A 17472-nucleotide genomic window follows, 5' to 3' on the forward strand; every position below is an offset into this window, starting at 1 on the left:
AACCATGTCAGCACCGAGCCTCACATCCAAGTACCGGCCGCAGCGCTTCAGCGACGTGGCCGGCCAGGAAGCGATCAAGCGCATCCTGTCCAAGGCTTCCGCCGAGGACAAGATCGCGCCCGCCTACCTTTTTTCCGGCACGCGCGGCGTGGGCAAGACCACCCTGGCCCGCGTGCTGGCCAAGGCCCTCAACTGCGTGACGGCCCCCACAGCCGAGCCGTGCAACGAGTGCTCCCAGTGCCGCCAGATCACGGCCGGGGTCTCCCCCGACGTCATCGAGATCGACGCCGCCACCCACGGCAACGTCGAGGAAGCCCGCCGCCTCAAGGAGGACATCGGCTATGCCCCGCTGCAGAGCCGCTACAAGGTCTTCATCATCGACGAGGCGCACATGCTCTCCAAGGCGGCCTTCAACGCGCTGCTCAAGACCCTTGAGGAGCCGCCTGGCCGCGTGACTTTCATCCTGGCCACCACCGAGCCGCACAAGATCCTGCCCACCATCATCAGCCGCTGCCAGCACTACGTGTTCAAGCGCCTGATGCAGCCCGAGCTGGAGGCCCACCTCGTCGGGCTGCTGGCCCGGGAGGACATCCCCTACGAGCAGGGGGCGGTGAGCCTCATCGCCCGGCGCGGCGCGGGCAGCGTGCGCGACTCCATGTCGCTTCTGGCCCAGGTGCTGGCCATGGGCGGGGCGAGCCTGCGCGAGCAGGACGTGCGCGACATCCTGGGCCTGGCCGGGCAGGACGTGTTCCTCACGCTCATGCAGGCCTTCAAGGAGCAGGACTGCCTGGCCGTGAGCGAACTGCTGCGCAACGTGCTGGACCGGGGCCTGGACATCGGCTTCTTCCTGCGCGAGCTGGCCTCCAGCTGGCGCAACCTGTTCCTGCTCAACCAGGCCGGTGAGAAGGCCCTGGGCTCCCTGGAGCTCTCCGAGGAGGAAGGCCGCCAGTGGCTCGGCTGGGCCAGGGACTTCGAGGCCCGGCATATCCACGCCTGCTGGCAGATGACCCTTGAAGGCCAGCGCCGGGTGATGACCAGCCTTGAGCCCGCATTGGCCCTGGAGCTTCTGATGCTCAACCTGGCCTACGTGCCGCGCCTGCTCTCCCTGGAGGCCATGAGCGCCGGGGCCTGCCAACCCGCGCGCCCCACCGGCCCGGGGGGCGGCTACGGAGGCGGTCCGCGCCCGGCGACGCCCGGGGCGCCCCCCCAATACGGCGCAGGGCAGCAGGGTTGGCGTCCGCCGCAGGCTTCGGCCCCGAATCAGGCCCCGAATTCGGCGCAGACACCGCGTCCTGCGCCGCAACAGGCCCCGTACCCGGCGCAACAGCCGGCCCAGTATCCGGCCCCGCAGCCGGGCAACCAGGCCCCCGCCGGTGCCGCGCCCGGCCCCTCCCAGGCGTCTTCCGGGGGGCCTTCGCCCGCGCCCGGTCCGGGCAGCCAGGACCCTCCGCCCCGGGCCGCGCAAGCCACGGCCCCGGACATCGCCCCCGCCAAGCGGGCCGAGGAGCGCCCGCGCGGGCCGCGCACCTGGAAGGCCTTCCACGAATACGCCCTGCACGCGCTCAAGAACCATCCGCCCCTGCGCGTGGCCTTCGGGCAGCTGGCCGGAGGCTCCCTGGACGCCGGGGACAGGGGCGACGTGCTCCGCCTGAAGTGCAAGAACGAGTTCATGTACGGCCAGATCACCGGCAAGCCCGAGTCCGTGAACGTTTTGCGCGGCCTCGTGCACGACTATTTCGGCCCGGACACGGGCCTGGAGTTCGACGTGGAGCGCACCGCCCAGCGCAAGCCCACGCAGGAGCTGCGCGCCCAGGTGGAGCAGAGTCCGCTCTTCAAGGAGGCCCAGCAGACGCTCGGGGCCTACATCATCGACGTGCAACACAAATCGTGAACCTGATTTCCCGGAGGAAGATATGAAAGGCATGGGAGATATGCTGCGCCAGGCGCAGATGATGCAGCGCAAGATGCAGCAGATGCAGCAGGATCTGGCCAACCGCCAGGTCGAGGCCACCGCCGGGGGCGGCATGGTCACCGTGAAGGCCACCGGCTCCCAGGAGATCCTCTCCGTGACCATCGACAAGGCCGTGGTGGACCCCGCCGACGTGGAGATGCTGCAGGACCTGGTGCTGGCCGCCGTCAACGACGCGCTCAAGAAGGCCCGCGAGCTGCAGCAGTCCGAGATGGCCGGGATCACCGGCGGCCTGAACATCCCGGGGCTTTTCTAGCGCATGGCCGGACTGCCCAAGCCGCTCGCCGACCTGGTGGGCGAACTCTCCAAGCTGCCGGGCCTTGGGCCCAAGTCCGCCCTGAGGGCCGCGTTGACCCTGCTCAAGTGGCCCGAGGAGCGCACCCGGGGACTGGGCCGCTCCATCCACGACCTGCGCGACAGCCTGTTCATCTGCTCGGGCTGCGCGGGGCTGGCCGAGTCCGACCCGTGCCCCATCTGCGCCGACCCGCGCCGCACCCAGGAGTCGCTGTGCGTGGTCAGCGAGTGGGACTCGCTGCTCGCCCTCGAGGAGACCGGCCTGTACAAGGGCCGCTACCTGATCCTGGGCGGGCTCATCTCCCCGTTGGACGGCGTGGAGCCGGGAAGCCTGGAGATCGAACGCCTCCAGGCCCGCCTGGGCGAGGGCAACGTGCGCGAGGTCATCCTGGCCCTGGGCACCACCCTGGAGGCCGAGGCCACGGCCAGCTACATCAAGAACCTGCTGGAGCGCCAGTATCCGGGCGTGCGCCTGACGCGCCTGGCCCAGGGCATCCCCCTGGGGGCCGAGGTGAAATACGTGGACAAGGAGACCCTGCGCCAGTCCATGGTCCACCGCCAGGAGCTGGGCTGATGGCGCGCGAGGGCAGGGGGAGCCTGGTGGAGCGGCCAAAGCCGCCCGCCGAGCTGACCTGCGAGGTGCACACCGTCACCTTCTATTCCGAGACCACCAATTATCTGGTGGCCAAGGTGCAGGCCAAGGGCGAACCCGGGGTGGTGACCATCGTGGGCACCCTGGGCCTGGTCTCCCCAGGGGAGACGCTCTTCCTGCGCGGGCAGTGGACCACCCACTCGCAGTATGGGCGCCAGTTCGCGGTGGAGTACTTCGAGCAGCGCATGCCCGCCTCCCTCACCGGCATCAAACGCTACCTGGAATCCAAGCAGATCAAGGGCGTGGGGCCGGTGCTGGCGGGCAAGATGCTGGCCGAGTTCGGGGACAAGGTGCTCGACGTGCTCGACGAGGCCCCGGAGAAGCTCCTGGTGGTCAAGGGCATCACCCCCAAGGTGCTGGAGAAGATCACGGCCAGCTGGAACGAGCAGCGCGAGGTGCGCGGCCTGATGCTCTTCCTGCAGACCCACGACGTGCCCACCACCTTCGCCCAGCGCATCTTCAAGCATTACGGCTCCGGGGCGGTGCAGAAGCTCAAGGAGCACCCCTACGGGCTGGCCTACGACATCCACGGCATCGGCTTCAAGACCGCCGACGCCATGGCCCTCAAGCTGGGCTTCGCGCCGGACTGCCCCCAGCGCCTGGAGGCGGCCATCATCTACGGGCTGTTCACCCTGAGCGACGCCGGGCACCTGTTCTACCCGCGCGACGAGCTGCTGGAGCGCGTGGACGCCATGCTCGGCGGCGTGGGCCTGCACCTGCTGGCCGAAGCCCTGGAGAACCTGGACCTGCAGAAGAAGGTGCGCATCGAGAGCCTGCCCCAGCAGGAGATCGACCACGCCGTCTACCTGACCCATTTCTACAACTGGGAGCGCGAGATAGCCGAGCGGCTCTGGGCCATCTCCTCCCATCCCGCGCCCATGCCCGCGGACAAGGTGGCCAAGATCATGCCCTCGGTGGAGGCGGAGTGCGGCATCAGGCTCTCCAGCGAGCAGCATCTGGCCGTAACCCAGGCCTGCACCAACAAGACCTTCATCATTACGGGCGGCCCGGGCACGGGCAAGACCACCATCACCAAGGCCATCGTGCGCGCGCTGGACAAGCTGGGCTACAAGGTGCGGCTGTGCGCGCCCACGGGCCGCGCCGCCAAGCGCATGACCGAGGCCACGGGGTTCCCGGCCTCCACCCTGCACAGGCTGCTCGGCTCCAACCCGGGGGGAGGCTTCGCCCACAACGAGGAGCACAAGCTCAAGGCCGACGTGGTGCTGGTGGACGAGGCCAGCATGCTGGACGTGCAGCTGCTTCTGAGCCTACTGCGCGCCCTGCCGCTGACCTGCCGCCTGGTGCTGGTGGGCGACGTAAACCAGCTGCCCTCCGTGGGTCCCGGCAATGTTCTTGGCGACATGCTCGATTCCGGCTCCATCGAGCAGGCCCGCCTCACGCACATCTACCGGCAGGCGCTGGAATCCATGATCGTGGTCAACGCCCACCGGGTGAACGAGGGCAAATTCCCTGTGCAGTCCGTGAAGAAGCCCCCTGAGGCGGACTTCTTCTGGGTGGAGAGCGACGATCCGCAGCAGGTGCAGGAGAAAATCGTGGATCTGGTGGCCGAGCGCATCCCGCGCACCTACGGCTTCGACCCCAGGCGCGACATCCAGGTGCTCTCGCCCATGCACAAGGGCGAGGTGGGTACCCAGGCGCTCAACGAACTGCTCCAGGCGCGGCTCAACCCCTCCGGCAGAGAGCTGGTCCGGGGAAAAAATCGGTTCCGGCAGGGCGATAGAGTCTTGCAGACGAAGAACAACTATGAAAAGGACGTCTTCAACGGCGACCTTGGGTGGATCGTTGAAGTGAACCCCCACGCCGCCGAGCTCAGCGTCGATTTCGACGGACGCACCGTGCCCTACGAAAGCGCCGACCTGGACGAGCTCGCCCTGGCTTACGCCGTGAGCGTGCACAAGTCACAGGGCAGCGAATACCCCGTGGTGGTCGTGCCCATCGTCACGCAGCACTTCGTCATGCTCAAGCGCAACCTCATCTACACGGCCCTCACGCGAGCCAGGAAGCTGGCCGTGATCCTGGGCGGGAAGAAGGCCCTGGGCATCGGCCTGGGCGCTGTGGGCACCACCAAACGCTTCACGCACCTGCGCTACAGGCTGCAGGAAACCTTCAACCGCTAGCGCGCAGTACAGCCACCGCAGATGATCGTAAAGAAAACCGTCAGCTTCGTCCTGCGCCTCGTTTTCGTGGCGGCCTGCCTGCTTTACGCCCTGTGCGACGTGAACGCCGAGGCCTTCCGGCTCGCCTTCGCCCAGGGCGACCTGCCCGGCATGCTCGCCAGCGTCCAGGTCCAGGATTTCGACAAGCTCCGCCAGGCCTTCGTCCAGTTCGACTCCACCGCCATCGTGGTGACCACGCTGCTCTCCTTCCTGGGGTACGCGGCAATGGCGCTGCGCATGAACTTCCTCTCCGGGTACAACTGCGGCAACTGGGTGGGGCTCAAATCCTTCCTGCTGTCCATGGCGGTGAACAACGTGGCCCCGGCCAAGCTGGGCGAGTTGGCCAAATGCTTCTACCTGCGCCGCCAGTGCGGCTACTCCCTGGGGCACACCATCAGCATGGTCTTCTGGGAGCGCTTCTTCGACCTCAACGCCATCCTGGCCATGGGCCTGGTGGTGGCCTTCCATTTCAAGCTCAAGATGGCCTTTTTCCCCCTGGCCATCGGCGTGAGCGCCATCTGGGCCTGCCTGTTCGTGGTGCGCAAGTGGCCCTCGCTGGCGGAACGCATCATAGCCGTCATCCCCATCGAGCGCCTGCGGGAGTTCATCATCGAGGTCAAGCTGCAGCTGGTGCACGGCGTCACGCTGCGCTACCTGATAGTGCTCATGTTCTACACCGCCCTGGTCTGGCTGCTCTACGCCATCCCCACGTTCCTCACCGTGCTGTGGGTGGCGGGGCTCAAGCTGACCATGGGCCAGACCCTGGCCGTGTTCATACTCTCCGCCCTGGGCATGGCCATGCCGTCCTCCCCGGGCGCTGTGGGCGTGTTCGAGGCCGCGGTGATCTTCGGGCTCGGCCTGTTCGGGGTGGACAAGGAGCTGGCCCTGGCCATCGGCTTCCTCATCCATATGATGCAGTACATCCCCACCACGGTTACCGGGCTGATCGTGCTGGCCAGGAGCGGCCTCTCCCTCGAGTCCATCCGGCACAGCGGCGAAGGCCTGGACGAGGCCGAGGAGAGCGCCCAGGCATGAGCGCCCCCGCCTGCGTTCTCACCATCGCCGGGTCGGACAGCGGCGGCGGGGCCGGCATCCAGGCCGACCTCAAGACCTTCATGGCCCACGGCTGCTACGGCGCCAGCGTCATCACCGCGCTCACCGCCCAGAACACCCAGGGCGTGGCGGGCATTCACGCCCCCGATGCGGATTTCGTGGCCTTGCAACTGCGCACCGTCCTTGAGGACATCCCCTTCCGCGCCGCCAAGACCGGCATGCTCTTCAGCGCGGAGATCGCCCTGGCCGTGGCCGAGGGCCTTGAAGGCCGCGATTTTCCCCTCGTGGTGGACCCGGTGTGCGTCTCCCAGAGCGGGCACCGGCTGCTGCGCGAGGACGCGGTGGAGGCCATCGTGCGCCATGTGCTGCCCCAAGCCGAGCTGCTCACCCCCAACCGGCCCGAGGCCGAGCTGCTGTCAGGCCTGCCCATCGAGGACGAGCGCACCCTGCTCGCGGCCATGGAGAAGCTGCTCTCCATGGGGCCGAGGGCGGTGCTCATCAAGGGCGGCCACATGGAGCAGAGCGGGGGGCAGCTGACGGACTGGCTCGGCCTGCCCGGGCGCGAGCCCCTGGCCCTGCCGGTGCGGCATGTGGATACGCCCCACACCCACGGCACGGGCTGCACGCTCTCGGCGGCCATCACCGCCGGGCTGGGCAAGGGCCTGCCCCTTGAGGAGGCCGTGCGGGCCGCGCAGAAGTATCTCAACAGGGCGCTCGCCACGGGATTCCCCGTGGGCAAGGGCGCCTCGCCTCCGAATCACATGGCCGGTTGTTTCGGAGGCTGAACGACGGAGCGCGCTATCGCCTCCAACCTGTTGGCATCGAAACCGTTTCGGTATATTTGCACCACTGCGCGCCTGCCAGGCCTTGAGGGCGGGCGCCGCGCCTCCTGCACGATCATGCGAGAGTGGCGGAATTGGTAGACGCACCAGATTTAGGATCTGGCGGGCAACCGTAGGGGTTCGAGTCCCCTCTCTCGCACCACATCACCTTCCAAGACAGTCCGAACAAGTTCGCAACTCACGATAATAACAGACAAGCCCGGCTAGTGATAGTCCGGGCAAGTCTAGTTTGCTCCGTTGCAATCCATGGATTTTGGGGGCACTCGAGCGGGGATGCTTAGGTTTCAGTTGTCGTAATTCGCCTGCAGTATCTCCACCACGTGCTGTTCCGTGACCGTCCTGGGGTTGTTCCCGATCAGCCGAGCGGCCCCCATGGTGGCCCGCGCCAGATCGGGTATGGCCTCGAAGGGCACCCCGTGGCTCTTGAGCGTGTAGGGAATCCGCAGGTCGTCCAGCAGCGCCTTGACCGCCTTGACGCTCAGGCGCGCGGCCTCGACCTCCGGCAGGCCGGAGACGTTTTCCCCGAACAACCTGGCGATCTCGATGAACTTCGCCGGGGTCGCCAGCAGGTTGAACTCCATGACCCAGGGGCAGATAAAGGCCGTGAGCAGCCCGTGCGGCAGATGGAACCTGCCGCCGATGGCCAGGGCGATGGCGTGGATGAGCCCGTTCTGCGTGTTGGAGAAGGCCATGCCCGAAAGGCAGCTGGCCATGAGCATGTTCTCCCGCGCGGCGCGGTTGCCGCCGTTGGCGTAGGCCTTGCGCAGGTTGTTCGCGATGAGGCTGATTGATTCCCTGTTGAGCAGGTCGGTCACCAGCGTGGCGCGCACGCCCGTGAACGATTCGATGGCGTGCACCAGGGCGTCCATACCGGTGGTGGCCGTGAGCGCGGGCGGCAGGCCGATGGTCAGCTCGGGGTCGAGCAGCACGGTCCTGGCGAAGATGTGTTCGCTGACGATGCCCTTTTTCACGTCGTTCTTCGTGTCTGAAAGTACGGCGATGGAGGTCATCTCGCTGCCTGTTCCGGCAGTGGTCGGGATGAGGATCAGCGGGACTCCGGGATTGGGTGCCAGCTCCATGCCGAAATACTTGTCGATGGGCCCCTCGTTGGTCAGCATCAGGGAGGTGGCCTTGGCGATATCCAGGGAACTGCCGCCGCCGAAGCCGATGATCACGTCCGGTCCGGCCGCCCTGGCGGCGGCCAGGCAGTGTTCTACCACCTCGATCTTGGGGTCGGGCTCGACCTCCTTGAAGCAGTGGGTCGTGAGCCCCGGGGCCTCCAGGCTCCCCAGCAGCACGTCCAGCACGCCCGCGGCCGCGACGCCGGGGTCCGTGACCACCAGCACCTTGCCCGCGCCCAGGCGCCTGGCTTCATCCCCCACGTTCTTGATGCTGCCGAAACCATGAACGATCCTGCGCACGGTGTTGAAGGCGTGAATCACGTGGAACCTCCGGGCTGTTGCGGGTCTAAAGGGTGAGTTCCGAAGCGTCGATGATCTCCCGGCGCATCTCCAGAAAGCGCAGGTCGGTCAGGTCCCTGGGCCTCGGCAGGTCGACGGTGTAGGTCCGCTGCACGCGGCCGGGCAGCTTGCCCTCCATGGTCACGATGCGGTCGCCCAGAAAGAGGGCCTCGTCGGTGTTGTTGGTCACGAACAGGACGGTGCGTTTCTCGTGCTGCCAGATGCGCTCCGTCTCCTGCTCCATGAAGATGCGGGTCTGGGCGTCGAGCTGGCCGAAGGGCTCGTCCAGGAGCATGACTTCAGGCTTGTTGGCGTAGGCCCGGGCGATGCCCACCCGCTGCTTCATGCCGCCCGACAGCTGATGCGGGTAATGGTTCTCGAAGCCGGAGAGCCCCACCAGGTCGATGTAGTGCTTGGCGATGTCGCGCTGCTCGCACTTGGGCAGGCCCTTCAGCTTGGGTCCCATCTCCACATTGCCGAGCACCGTCTTCCAGGGGAAGAGCATGTAGCCCTGGAAAACCAGGCCCCGGTCCGCGCCGGGCCCGGTCACTTCCCTGCCGTCCATGCTCACGGAGCCGGACGTGGGGAACTCGAGCCCGGCCAGGATGCGCAGGAGCGTGCTCTTACCGCACTGGCCCGGTCCCAGTATCACCAGGAATTCGTTCTCCAGGACCTCGATATTCACGTCCCTGAGCACGGGCACTTCCTGGCGCCCCTTCTGGATGAAGGTCTTGCACACATTCTTGAATTCGATCTTGGTCTTGGCAGACCTTGCGGCGCTGTCCACGGCTGGGCCCTCGATTGTGGTTTAAAAGTCCGCGATCTTGCGTTTCCAGGGGCAGAGCTTCCTCTCCAGGGCGCTCACCAGCAGCGTGGTGCCCCAGGCCGCGATGGCGATCACGGTCATGCCGCCCAGGACCATGGCGGGTTTGGAGAGGTTCATGCCCTGGACGATGATGTAGCCGAGCCCCGAGCGCGCGCTGACCAGCTCGGCGGCCAGGACGCAGGTCCAGGCGATGGACAGCGAAATCTGAAGCCCGGCGAAGATGGACGGGAACGAGGCCGGGAAGCACACGTCCATGATCTCGTCGCGCCGGTTGCCGCCCAGGGTGCGGATGACGTCGTAGAGTTCGGGCTCCACGAGGCGCACGCCGTTGTAGGCGTTCAGCAGGCAGGGGACGAAGGTGCCGAGCACGATGATGAACACCTTGGAGGGCTCGCCGATGCCGAACCACAGGATGGATATGGAAATCCAGGAGATGGGCGGCATGGGCTTGAGCAGGTCGAAAAGCGGTTTGACCGCCGCGTTGACGTAGCGATTGAGGGCCATGAACAGCCCCAGGGGCACGGCGATCACGGCCGCGATGGAAAAGCCGACGAGCACCCGTTGCGTGCTGGCCCAGATGTGGCCGAGCAGGGTCATCTCGGCCAGCTCGGTTTCCCAGAGTTCCACGAGCTGCGCCAGCACCGCCATTGGCGTGGCCACCGAGCTGGTGCCGCCGGAATCCGCGCCCTTGCTGGCCAGCATGTGCCAGGCGACGAAGAAGGTCGCCAGGGACACGGCGTGCAGGAACCAGCGGTTGCCGAGCACCTTCCCGATGGTCAAGGGCGTCCGGTCCGCACAGGCGGAGACGGTCTCGTTGGCCACGCAGCCGTTGTCTTTCGGTTCAGCGGTCATGGTTCATCTCCTGATGCCGGCCAGAAGCCGTCTTTCCACGATGTCGATGGCGACGCCGATGACCGCGCCGGTGAGGCCCACCATGATCATGCCAAGCACCACCATCTCGGGCAGGGCCAGGCGCCGGCCCATGGTGATCATGAACCCGAGCCCCGCGTCGGCGGCCAGGAGCTCCGCGGCAACGAGGTTGGTCCAGCAGCAGGCCAGGGCGATCTGGAGGGCCCCGAAGACCATGGGCAGGGCCGAGGGGATGCACAGCCGGGTGAAAATCTGCCAGTCGCTTGCGCCGTACGTCCGCGACATCTGGATCAGCGTGGGGTTGGTCATCTTCACGCCCACGTAGGCGTTGATGACGCAGGGCACCAGGCCGCCTATCCAGATGATGAAGATCTTGCCCGGCAGGCCGATGCCGAACCAGAAGATGGTCAGGGGAATCCAGGCCACCGGGGGGATGGGGCGGATGATCTCGAAGATGGGCCGGGCCAGGCCCTCGGCCGTCATGAACCAGCCCATGGCCAGCCCCAGGGGAATCCCGATCAGCAGGGAGAGGAAGTAGCCGCTGAAGGCCTCCTGGATGCTGATCCAGGCGTGTTCGTGCAGCAGGGCGCCGTCGGGGTCCACGTCCCACAGCTTCTGGTAGAGCAGCTGCACGACTGTGCTCGGAGCGGCCAGCATGGTCTCCGGCACCATGCCGGAGCGCACCACGAACTCCCAGACGGTGAAGAATCCGACGACGCTCACAACCGGCAAAACCTTGAGGGCAAGCGGCGTGTGTACCTTGATCTCCCGGTAGGCGGCCATGCATCCTCCCTTTACGGTCGTCGAGATGCCCGGGAGGCCGACTGGCGGGCCTCCCGGGCGGATCGTCGCACTACTTTACGCTGGGGACCATCTTCAGGAACTTGTCGGTGATGTAGTAGCCGGAGAGCAGCTTCTCACCCTCGGCGGGCTTGAGCTTGCCAAGCTCGGTGAAGAACTTGACCAGATCCTTCTGCCAGACCTGCACCTGGCTTTCGCCCTTGGAGGAGTCGAACATCTTGATCTGCTCGTCCAGGGTGAAGACGGGGTGGAGCTCCAGGTCCATCTTGGCCTCTTCCTCGGACATGTTCAGGCCGGCCCACTTGAGGAACTTGGTGTATTCGGGGGTCAGCTTGGTGCCGTCCTTGCGCAGGAGGTCGATGCCCTGGAAGTAGACCTTGAGGAACTTGGCGACTTCCTCGGGGTTCTTGTCGCAGTATTCCTTGTCGCCGATGAGCACGATGGGCACGAAGCCGCCGGCCTTCTTCACGTCGGAGGCGACCTTCCAGCCCTTCTTGAGGCCGTTGTACATCTGGGGAGCCCAGAGCACCACGGCGTCGCCGATGCCCTTCTCAAACGCGGCCACGCACTGGGCCGGGTCCATGTTCTTGATGATCACATCCTTGTCGGTGAGGCCCAGGGCCTTGAGCCAGAGGCTCATGGCGTAGTGGCCCGAGGAGATGGTGGTGCACAGGATGGTCTTGCCCTTCACGGACTCGGCCGTCCCGAAGACCTCCGGGAACTTGGGGTTGGCGCCCTTGGTCTTCATGATCGGGCTGTCCGGGCGGACCAGCACGGCGTTGGTGACGGATTCGTCGTTGCCGATGCCCAGCAGGTAGGCGTTCTGGCGCAGGGCCCCGAACATCATGGGCACGCCGCCGGTGGCGCCGAGCACCCATTGCTTGGCGGGCAGGGCTTCGATCTGGGCCATGCCCGAATCGAACATGTGCAACTTGAATTCGAATCCCTGGGCCTTGTCCCAGCCTTTTTCCTTGGCGTACCAGGGGATGAAGGTCTCATGCTCGGCCTGCCACGTGGTGTTCAGAACCTTCGGGCCGCCCTGGGCCAGAGCGGGAAGCGACAGCGATGTTAGGAGAACACAGGTTGCGAGAACCGACATCCAGCGTTTCAGTTGAAACATACGCGAATCTCCTTCTGGTTGGCCGTTGTTGCGTTCCGTTGCTTTCTTCACGCCTCACATCCCGCCGGGAGCGCGGGCTTCACCACCAACGAATCAGGTCGGTCACTTGTTTGCGGATGCGTATGAACTCGGGATCCATGAAATCCCTGGGGCGGGGCAGGTCGACCTTGATCTCCGCCTTGATGGTGGTCGGTTTGGGGGAGAGCACCAGGATGCGCTCCGCGACGTACACCGCCTCTTCGATGTTGTGGGTTATGAAGACCACGGTGCTCTTGAGGTTGCGCCACAGGTTGACCAGCTCGTCCTCCAGGTAGAAGCGGAGCTTCACGTCGAGCTGGCCGTAGGGTTCGTCCATGAGCAGCAGATCCGGGTCCACGGCGAAGGCCCGGGACACGGCGATGCGCTGCAACATGCTGGCGGACACCTGGTTGGGGTAGAGATCGGCGCACTGCGTGAGCCCTACCATCTCCAGGATGCGGTCCAGGCGGCGGTCGATCTCGCCCTGGGGCAGGCCCTTGATCTCCATGCCGAAGGCGACGTTGTCGCGCACGGTGCTCCAGGGCATGCAGGTGGGTTCCTGAAAAACGAAGGATATGTTGTGGCGTTTGGGGTCGGCGTCCTCGCCGTCGATGAGGATTCGGCCGCTGGAGATGGGGGCCAGGCGCGAGAGGACGTTCAGGAAGGTGGTCTTGCCGCAGCCCGTGGGGCCGACGATGGCCACGAACTCGCCCTCGGCCACGTCGAAGGAGATGTCGTCGAGCACCAGGAGGTCGCCGAACCTCTTGGTCAGGTGTTTCACCTCGATCTTGGCCTTACGCTGGTCTTGCTCTTTCACGTCGGCTCCCTCTGGTTCGCCGCAGGGCGCTCATGCCTCTCCCGCGCGGAGATAATCCGGACGGGCCGGGCGGGCCTGGCTCGGCCCCCCCGGTGCGATCCGGGACATGGTCTGTTCCGTCCGACTTCGCACTCCTCGCGCCCTTCCGGCTACAGCACCTGGCTGGCCGGGGTGTAGGGCAGCCCGAAGGCCTCGGCCACCGCCGAGTAGGTGATCTTGCCTTCCACCACGTTCAGGCCCTTCAGGATGTCGTTGTTCTTCAGGCAGGCCCCCTTCCAGCCCAGGTTCGCGATCTTGAGCGCGTAGGGCAGGGTGGCGTTGGTCAGGGCCAGGGTTGAAGTGATGGCCACCGCGCCGGGGATGTTGGCCACGCAGTAGTGCTGCACGCCGTCCACCTCGTACACGGGGTCGGTGTGCGTGGTGGGGCGGGAGGTCTCGAAGCAGCCGCCCTGGTCGATGGCCACGTCCACCAGGATGGAGCCCTTGCGCATGAGCTTCAGGTCCTCCCGGGTGAGCAGGTGCGGGGCCTTGGCCCCGGGGATGAGCACCGCGCCGATGACCACGTCGGCCGCGGGCAGCAGCCTGCGGATGTTGTAGCTGCCGCTCATCAGGGTGACGCAGTTGGCGGGCATCACGTCGCTTAAGTAGCGCAGGCGGTCCAGGTTCATGTCCAGCATGTAGACCTTGGCCCCGAGGCCGCAGGCCATCTTGGCCGCGTTGATGCCGACCACGCCGCCGCCGATGACCAGCACCGTGGCCGGCTCCACCCCGGGCACGCCGCCCATGAGCTTGCCCATGCCGCCCATGGGGCTCTCCAGGGATTTGGCGGCCTGCTGGATGGCCATGCGCCCGGCCACCTCGGACATGGGGGTGAGCAGCGGCAGGCTGCCGTCCTCCTTCTGGATGGTCTCATAGGCGATGTTCACGTTTCCGGCCTGGATCAGGGCCTTGGTCTGGGCTTCGTCCGCGGCGAGGTGCAGGTAGGTGAACAGGATCTGGTCCTTGCGCAGCTTGCCGTATTCCGACGGCTGGGGCTCCTTGACGTGCATGACCATGTCGCACAGGGCGAAGATCTCGTCAGAGCTGCCGAGCTCGGCCCCGGTGGCTGTGTAGTCGTCGTCGGAGAACCCCGCGCCCACGCCCGCGCCGCGCTCCACCAGCACTTGGTGGCCGCAGGCGCGCATGGCCTGCACCCCGGCCGGGGTCATGGAGACGCGGTTTTCCTTGATCTTTATCTCTTTGAGTATGCCGACCTTCATCATCGTTTCTCCTTGGTGCCGCCTGGTTCGATCACCCGAGGACTTTGCCGATGGCCTGACGCAGGGCCTGGAGGATCGTGTCGATCTCCGCCTTGGTGACCACGTAGGCCGGGGCCATGTTCAGGATGTTGTTGAACCCGGGGAAGCTGCGGTTGGTCCGGCCCGCCAGGACGCCCAGCGCGGCCATCTCGCCCACGATCTGGATGACCTTGCCTTCGGGCAGCGGCTTCTTGGACTGCTTGTCCTCCACGAACTCCAGGCCGCACAGGAGCCCCTTGCCGCGCACGTCGCCGACGTTGGCGTGGCCGAGGAATTCCCTGAGGCCGTCCAGCAGGTAGTCGCCCATGGCCACCACGTTCTCCAGGAGGTTCTCCTCCTCGATGATCTTCAGGTTCTCGATGGCCGCGGTGCATCCGGCGGCGCAGCCGCCGTAGGTGCTGATGTCCCGGAAATAGGCCAGCTTGTCGGCCGGGTCGTGCAGGAAGGCCTTGAAGATGTCTTCGGTGGTGGCCGTGATGGATATCGGCATGTAGGCGCTGGCCACGCCCTTGGCCATGGTGACCATGTCCGGCTTCGCCCCGTCGTACTGCTGGTAGCCGAACATGGTGCCCGTGCGGCCAACGCCGCAGACCACCTCGTCCATGATGACCAGCACACCGTGGCGGCGGCAGATCTCCGTGAGCACGGCGTAATACTCGGGCACCGGGGGGATGATCCCGCCGCCCGCGGTGATGGGCTCGACGATCAGCGCGCCGACCGTCTCCGGGCCCTCCTGCGCGATGATGCGCTCCACGGATTTCGCGCATTCCAGGTCGCAGCCGGGGTAGGTCTTGCCGAAGGCGCAGCGGTAGCAGCAGGCGTGGGGGAACTCCACGAAACCCGGTACGAGGGGGCCGAACCACTCCTTGCGCTCGGGCTGGCCCGAGGAGCTCAGGGCGCCGATGGTAGTGCCGTGGTAGTCGCGGTGCCTGAACAGGATCTTCTTCTTGGAGGCGTTCCCCGAAAGGTGCGCCAGAGAGCGGACGATCTTGAAGGCCTTCTCGTTGGCCTCGGACCCGCTGTTGGACAGGTAGATGCGGCTGAGCCCGGGCATGTAGGCGGTGATCTTCTCGGCAAGCTCGATGGAGGGGATGTTCCCGGCCACGGCGGCGTAATAGGGCATCTTCTTCATCTGGGCGCAGACGGCGTCGGCGATGCGGTCCCGGCCGTAACCCACGTTGACGCACCAGACACCGCCCGAGGTCGCGTCCAGATACTCCTTCCCGTTTGCGTCCTTGACGCGCAGGCCGTTCCCCTCGACCACGATCATGGGGCCCTTGGCGGCGAAGGCCTGGTGCTGGACCAGGTGGTGCCACACATGTTTGCGGTCGGCTTCGGCATAGTCCTGGGAATGCAACGCTTCGGGCTTGTCCATTGTGTCTCTCCTCGGAGTATTCGGGTGAGCGCGCCACCCGCCATATTGGACCTTTTCACCGTCTTGACAGGGCGTCCCTTCCATCCGTCGGGAGCCGGGATGCCTCGCTGCCATCACTTTGTCTAGACAAAGTGATGTGCGGTTGTTATTTTTTTGTCAAGGGCTTTTTGAGGGCAGGTCGCGGGGCCTCCGAAGTGGTTGAGGTTGCGCCGAGGGCGCCATGCTCGCCGGGCAATTCAAGGCGGTGGATGCCCTGTGTTTCGGGTGGGCTCCATGCGCGCCGGTGGCGGGTGGGTGTTCGTGCGCCCTGCCTGCCCGGTGAGTGCGTCAAGGTGTTCCGGGGCAGTGCTGGGCGTCCGGTCTTCCCGCCAGCAATGTCTAGACATTAGAGGCGGGGGCGGGGTTGGTCAAGGGTGAATTGCGTAAATTGTAAAAAATGGCCGCTTTGGCGGGTTCGGTTTCCCTTGTGCCCGGCAGCGGAAACCGCCTGGAATCATTGCACCGCATAGCGAGAAAATGGCCCAGAAACTGGCCCGGAGCATGGGCCGGAACACGGTTGGCGAGATGGCCGGGCGCTATTGTCTCCGGCCCGGGGCGCGGCGAGAGAGCAGGGCAACTTGCTCTCGACCAGACCAACGGGTTTCGGCTATGGACGTCTGGCCGGATAAGGGTTGCGGCAGCAAGAGGCAGGCTAATCTTCGACGGAGGTGGCTTTGGCGGCAAAGCTGAAATACATGGCCATTTACGAATGGCTTTCGGATCAGATCACGAACAAGGCGTTGCTCCCCGGGGACAGAATCCCCAATGAGAACGACCTTGCCGCCAGGTTCGGCGTGCATCGCATGACCGTGCGCCAGGCGATTGACAAACTTGTAGACGATCACATGCTGGTCAGGATGCGGGGCAAGGGGACCTTCCTGCTTTCGGACAAGAAGCCCCAGCTCACGCGCTCCCTGGAGACCATCTCCACCTTTCACGACGACATCACCAGGGCCGGGCTGGACCCGCGCTACAAAACCCTGGAGGCCAGGATCATGCCCGCCGACTCCTTGGTTGCCGAAAGGCTCGGCGTGGCCCCGGGCACGGACGTGGTCTACCTGTACCGCCTGATGCTCGCCAGCAACGTCCCGCTGGCCCTGGAGCAGTGCTACCTGCCGGCCGACGCCTTCTCCGGGCTTCTGGAGCGGCCGCTGGACTCCATCTTGTACAAGATCATCATCACGGAATACAAAATGAGCCTGAACTATTCCCGCAACGAGATCGGGGCCGTGATCCCCACCGATAGCGAGAAGAAACTGCTCAAGATCGACGACCAGTGCGCCTGCCTGTGGGTGGAGGGCGTGGTGTTCAGCGACGAGGGCAAGGCCGTGGAGTTCTCCAGGGCCTTGTACCGGGGGGACAAGTACACCTTCAAATGCTCCATCGGGAAGTACGTTTGCGAGGATATCGCCCCGTCGTGAACCCGTCGATGCCTTTCAGGCCGCCGTGAAAGACGAGAAGGCTGCTCCCCTGTGCGGGGGGCAGCCTTCTTTCTGTTTTCGGCTTGGCTCAGCTGCTCTGGGCGCTGGCGGCGAGGGTTGGACCTCCATGACCATCTCCACCCCCACCGGCGAGGGCGTCACCAACGCCCGGACCTTCGTGCGCCTGCGCCGCTGCACGCTGGTGGGCAGCTTCAGGATCGTGTGAGCCATGACTCTCGACTGGGACCAACTCCAGGCGCGCCTTGACGCCGCCGCCATCCTGAACCGGGAGGAGCCGGTTACGGTGAGTGGCCCCCTGAGCGTGGGCGTGGACCTGGGCACCGCCGACGTGGTGCTCATGGTCCTGGACGCCTCCGGGGAGCCGGTGGCCGCGTTCCTGGAGTGGGCCGAGGTGGTGCGCGACGGCGTGGTGGTGGACT

General features: G+C 65.8%; 15 protein-coding genes, 1 tRNA gene and 1 pseudogene. 9 read left to right on the forward strand and 8 right to left on the reverse strand.

Going from position 1 to position 17472, the window contains the following annotated elements:
- The first annotated feature begins 4 nt into the window (after positions 1-4).
- The 7 genes from dnaX to MLE18_RS08290 all read left to right on the forward strand — a co-directional run bounded on the left by dnaX (position 5) and on the right by MLE18_RS08290 (position 7129).
- Positions 5-1891 (forward strand): DNA polymerase III subunit gamma/tau, encoded by a 1887-nt coding sequence (gene dnaX / locus MLE18_RS08260; protein ID WP_243438313.1) that lies wholly within the window; start codon positions 5-7, stop codon positions 1889-1891.
- A gap of 22 nt (positions 1892-1913) precedes the next feature.
- Positions 1914-2225, forward strand: coding sequence for a YbaB/EbfC family nucleoid-associated protein (locus MLE18_RS08265; protein WP_243438314.1), 312 nt, complete (start codon positions 1914-1916; stop codon positions 2223-2225).
- Positions 2226-2228: 3 nt separating this feature from the next.
- Positions 2229-2837, forward strand: coding sequence for a recombination mediator RecR (gene recR, locus MLE18_RS08270; RefSeq protein WP_243438315.1), 609 nt, complete (start codon positions 2229-2231; stop codon positions 2835-2837).
- Positions 2837-5053: an SF1B family DNA helicase RecD2 gene (recD2, locus tag MLE18_RS08275; RefSeq protein ID WP_243438316.1), complete on the forward strand. Its 2217-nt coding sequence runs from the start codon at positions 2837-2839 to the stop codon at positions 5051-5053. The genes recR and recD2 overlap by 1 nt, the downstream gene beginning before the upstream one ends.
- 21 nt (positions 5054-5074) lie before the next feature.
- Entirely contained in the window at positions 5075-6127 is a 1053-nt protein-coding gene (locus tag MLE18_RS08280) for a lysylphosphatidylglycerol synthase transmembrane domain-containing protein (protein ID WP_243438317.1), read from the forward strand.
- A complete protein-coding gene (gene thiD / locus MLE18_RS08285) occupies positions 6124-6930 on the forward strand; it encodes a bifunctional hydroxymethylpyrimidine kinase/phosphomethylpyrimidine kinase (protein WP_243438318.1) in 807 nt (268 codons plus the stop codon). The genes MLE18_RS08280 and thiD overlap by 4 nt, the downstream gene beginning before the upstream one ends.
- 116 nt (positions 6931-7046) lie before the next feature.
- Positions 7047-7129 (forward strand) — tRNA-Leu (locus tag MLE18_RS08290).
- 142 nt (positions 7130-7271) lie between these two features.
- Here the strand turns inward: MLE18_RS08290 and MLE18_RS08295 are convergent.
- The 8 genes from MLE18_RS08295 to MLE18_RS08330 all read right to left on the reverse strand — a co-directional run bounded on the left by MLE18_RS08295 (position 7272) and on the right by MLE18_RS08330 (position 15572).
- Positions 7272-8429: an iron-containing alcohol dehydrogenase gene (locus tag MLE18_RS08295; protein ID WP_243438319.1), complete on the reverse strand. Its 1158-nt coding sequence runs from the start codon at positions 8427-8429 to the stop codon at positions 7272-7274.
- Between the two features lie 25 nt (positions 8430-8454).
- Complete coding sequence (locus MLE18_RS08300) at positions 8455-9234, reverse strand: ABC transporter ATP-binding protein (RefSeq protein ID WP_243438320.1); 780 nt, start codon at positions 9232-9234, stop codon at positions 8455-8457.
- Between the two features lie 21 nt (positions 9235-9255).
- A complete protein-coding gene (locus MLE18_RS08305; protein ID WP_243438321.1) occupies positions 9256-10125 on the reverse strand; it encodes an ABC transporter permease in 870 nt (289 codons plus the stop codon).
- A gap of 3 nt (positions 10126-10128) precedes the next feature.
- Positions 10129-10926 carry an ABC transporter permease gene (locus MLE18_RS08310; protein WP_243438322.1) on the reverse strand — a complete coding sequence of 266 codons (798 nt, stop codon included), beginning with the start codon at positions 10924-10926 and terminating at the stop codon, positions 10129-10131.
- 70 nt (positions 10927-10996) lie between these two features.
- Positions 10997-12064 carry an ABC transporter substrate-binding protein gene (locus MLE18_RS08315; protein WP_243438323.1) on the reverse strand — a complete coding sequence of 356 codons (1068 nt, stop codon included), beginning with the start codon at positions 12062-12064 and terminating at the stop codon, positions 10997-10999.
- A 79-nt stretch (positions 12065-12143) separates the two neighbouring features.
- Complete coding sequence (locus MLE18_RS08320) at positions 12144-12899, reverse strand: ABC transporter ATP-binding protein (RefSeq protein WP_243438324.1); 756 nt, start codon at positions 12897-12899, stop codon at positions 12144-12146.
- 149 nt (positions 12900-13048) lie between these two features.
- Positions 13049-14158 (reverse strand): alanine dehydrogenase, encoded by a 1110-nt coding sequence (gene ald, locus MLE18_RS08325; protein ID WP_243438325.1) that lies wholly within the window; start codon positions 14156-14158, stop codon positions 13049-13051.
- A gap of 31 nt (positions 14159-14189) precedes the next feature.
- The gene (locus MLE18_RS08330) at positions 14190-15572 is read right to left on the reverse strand and encodes an aminotransferase family protein (RefSeq protein WP_243438326.1); all 1383 of its coding nucleotides are present in this window, start codon (positions 15570-15572) and stop codon (positions 14190-14192) included.
- Positions 15573-16306: 734 nt separating this feature from the next.
- Between MLE18_RS08330 and MLE18_RS08335 the strand changes: the two genes are divergently transcribed.
- Together MLE18_RS08335 and MLE18_RS08340 are read left to right on the forward strand one after the other, a co-directional pair.
- Positions 16307-17032, forward strand: a complete 726-nt coding sequence (locus MLE18_RS08335; RefSeq protein ID WP_243438327.1) for a GntR family transcriptional regulator — start codon at positions 16307-16309, stop codon at positions 17030-17032.
- 229 nt (positions 17033-17261) lie between these two features.
- A pseudogene (locus tag MLE18_RS08340) lies at positions 17262-17472 on the forward strand (ethanolamine utilization protein EutJ); the annotation flags it as partial.

Origin of the sequence: Fundidesulfovibrio soli (genome assembly GCF_022808695.1) — a bacterium.
Classification (GTDB): domain Bacteria; phylum Desulfobacterota; class Desulfovibrionia; order Desulfovibrionales; family Desulfovibrionaceae; genus Fundidesulfovibrio; species Fundidesulfovibrio soli.

Bases quoted from the DNA above. Each gene is read 5' to 3' on its own strand.
- MLE18_RS08305 (WP_243438321.1), bottom strand. From the start codon at position 10,125: ATGACCGCTGAACCGAAAGACAACGGCTGCGTGGCCAACGAGACCGTC.
- recD2 (WP_243438316.1), top strand. From the start codon at position 2,837: ATGGCGCGCGAGGGCAGGGGGAGCCTGGTGGAGCGGCCAAAGCCGCCC.
- thiD (WP_243438318.1), top strand. From the start codon at position 6,124: ATGAGCGCCCCCGCCTGCGTTCTCACCATCGCCGGGTCGGACAGCGGC.
- MLE18_RS08265 (WP_243438314.1), top strand. From the start codon at position 1,914: ATGAAAGGCATGGGAGATATGCTGCGCCAGGCGCAGATGATGCAGCGC.
- MLE18_RS08315 (WP_243438323.1), bottom strand. From the start codon at position 12,064: ATGTTTCAACTGAAACGCTGGATGTCGGTTCTCGCAACCTGTGTTCTC.
- dnaX (WP_243438313.1), top strand. From the start codon at position 5: ATGTCAGCACCGAGCCTCACATCCAAGTACCGGCCGCAGCGCTTCAGC.
- MLE18_RS08330 (WP_243438326.1), bottom strand. From the start codon at position 15,572: ATGGACAAGCCCGAAGCGTTGCATTCCCAGGACTATGCCGAAGCCGAC.
- MLE18_RS08335 (WP_243438327.1), top strand. From the start codon at position 16,307: ATGGCCATTTACGAATGGCTTTCGGATCAGATCACGAACAAGGCGTTG.
- recR (WP_243438315.1), top strand. From the start codon at position 2,229: ATGGCCGGACTGCCCAAGCCGCTCGCCGACCTGGTGGGCGAACTCTCC.
- ald (WP_243438325.1), bottom strand. From the start codon at position 14,158: ATGAAGGTCGGCATACTCAAAGAGATAAAGATCAAGGAAAACCGCGTC.
- MLE18_RS08310 (WP_243438322.1), bottom strand. From the start codon at position 10,926: ATGGCCGCCTACCGGGAGATCAAGGTACACACGCCGCTTGCCCTCAAG.
- MLE18_RS08280 (WP_243438317.1), top strand. From the start codon at position 5,075: ATGATCGTAAAGAAAACCGTCAGCTTCGTCCTGCGCCTCGTTTTCGTG.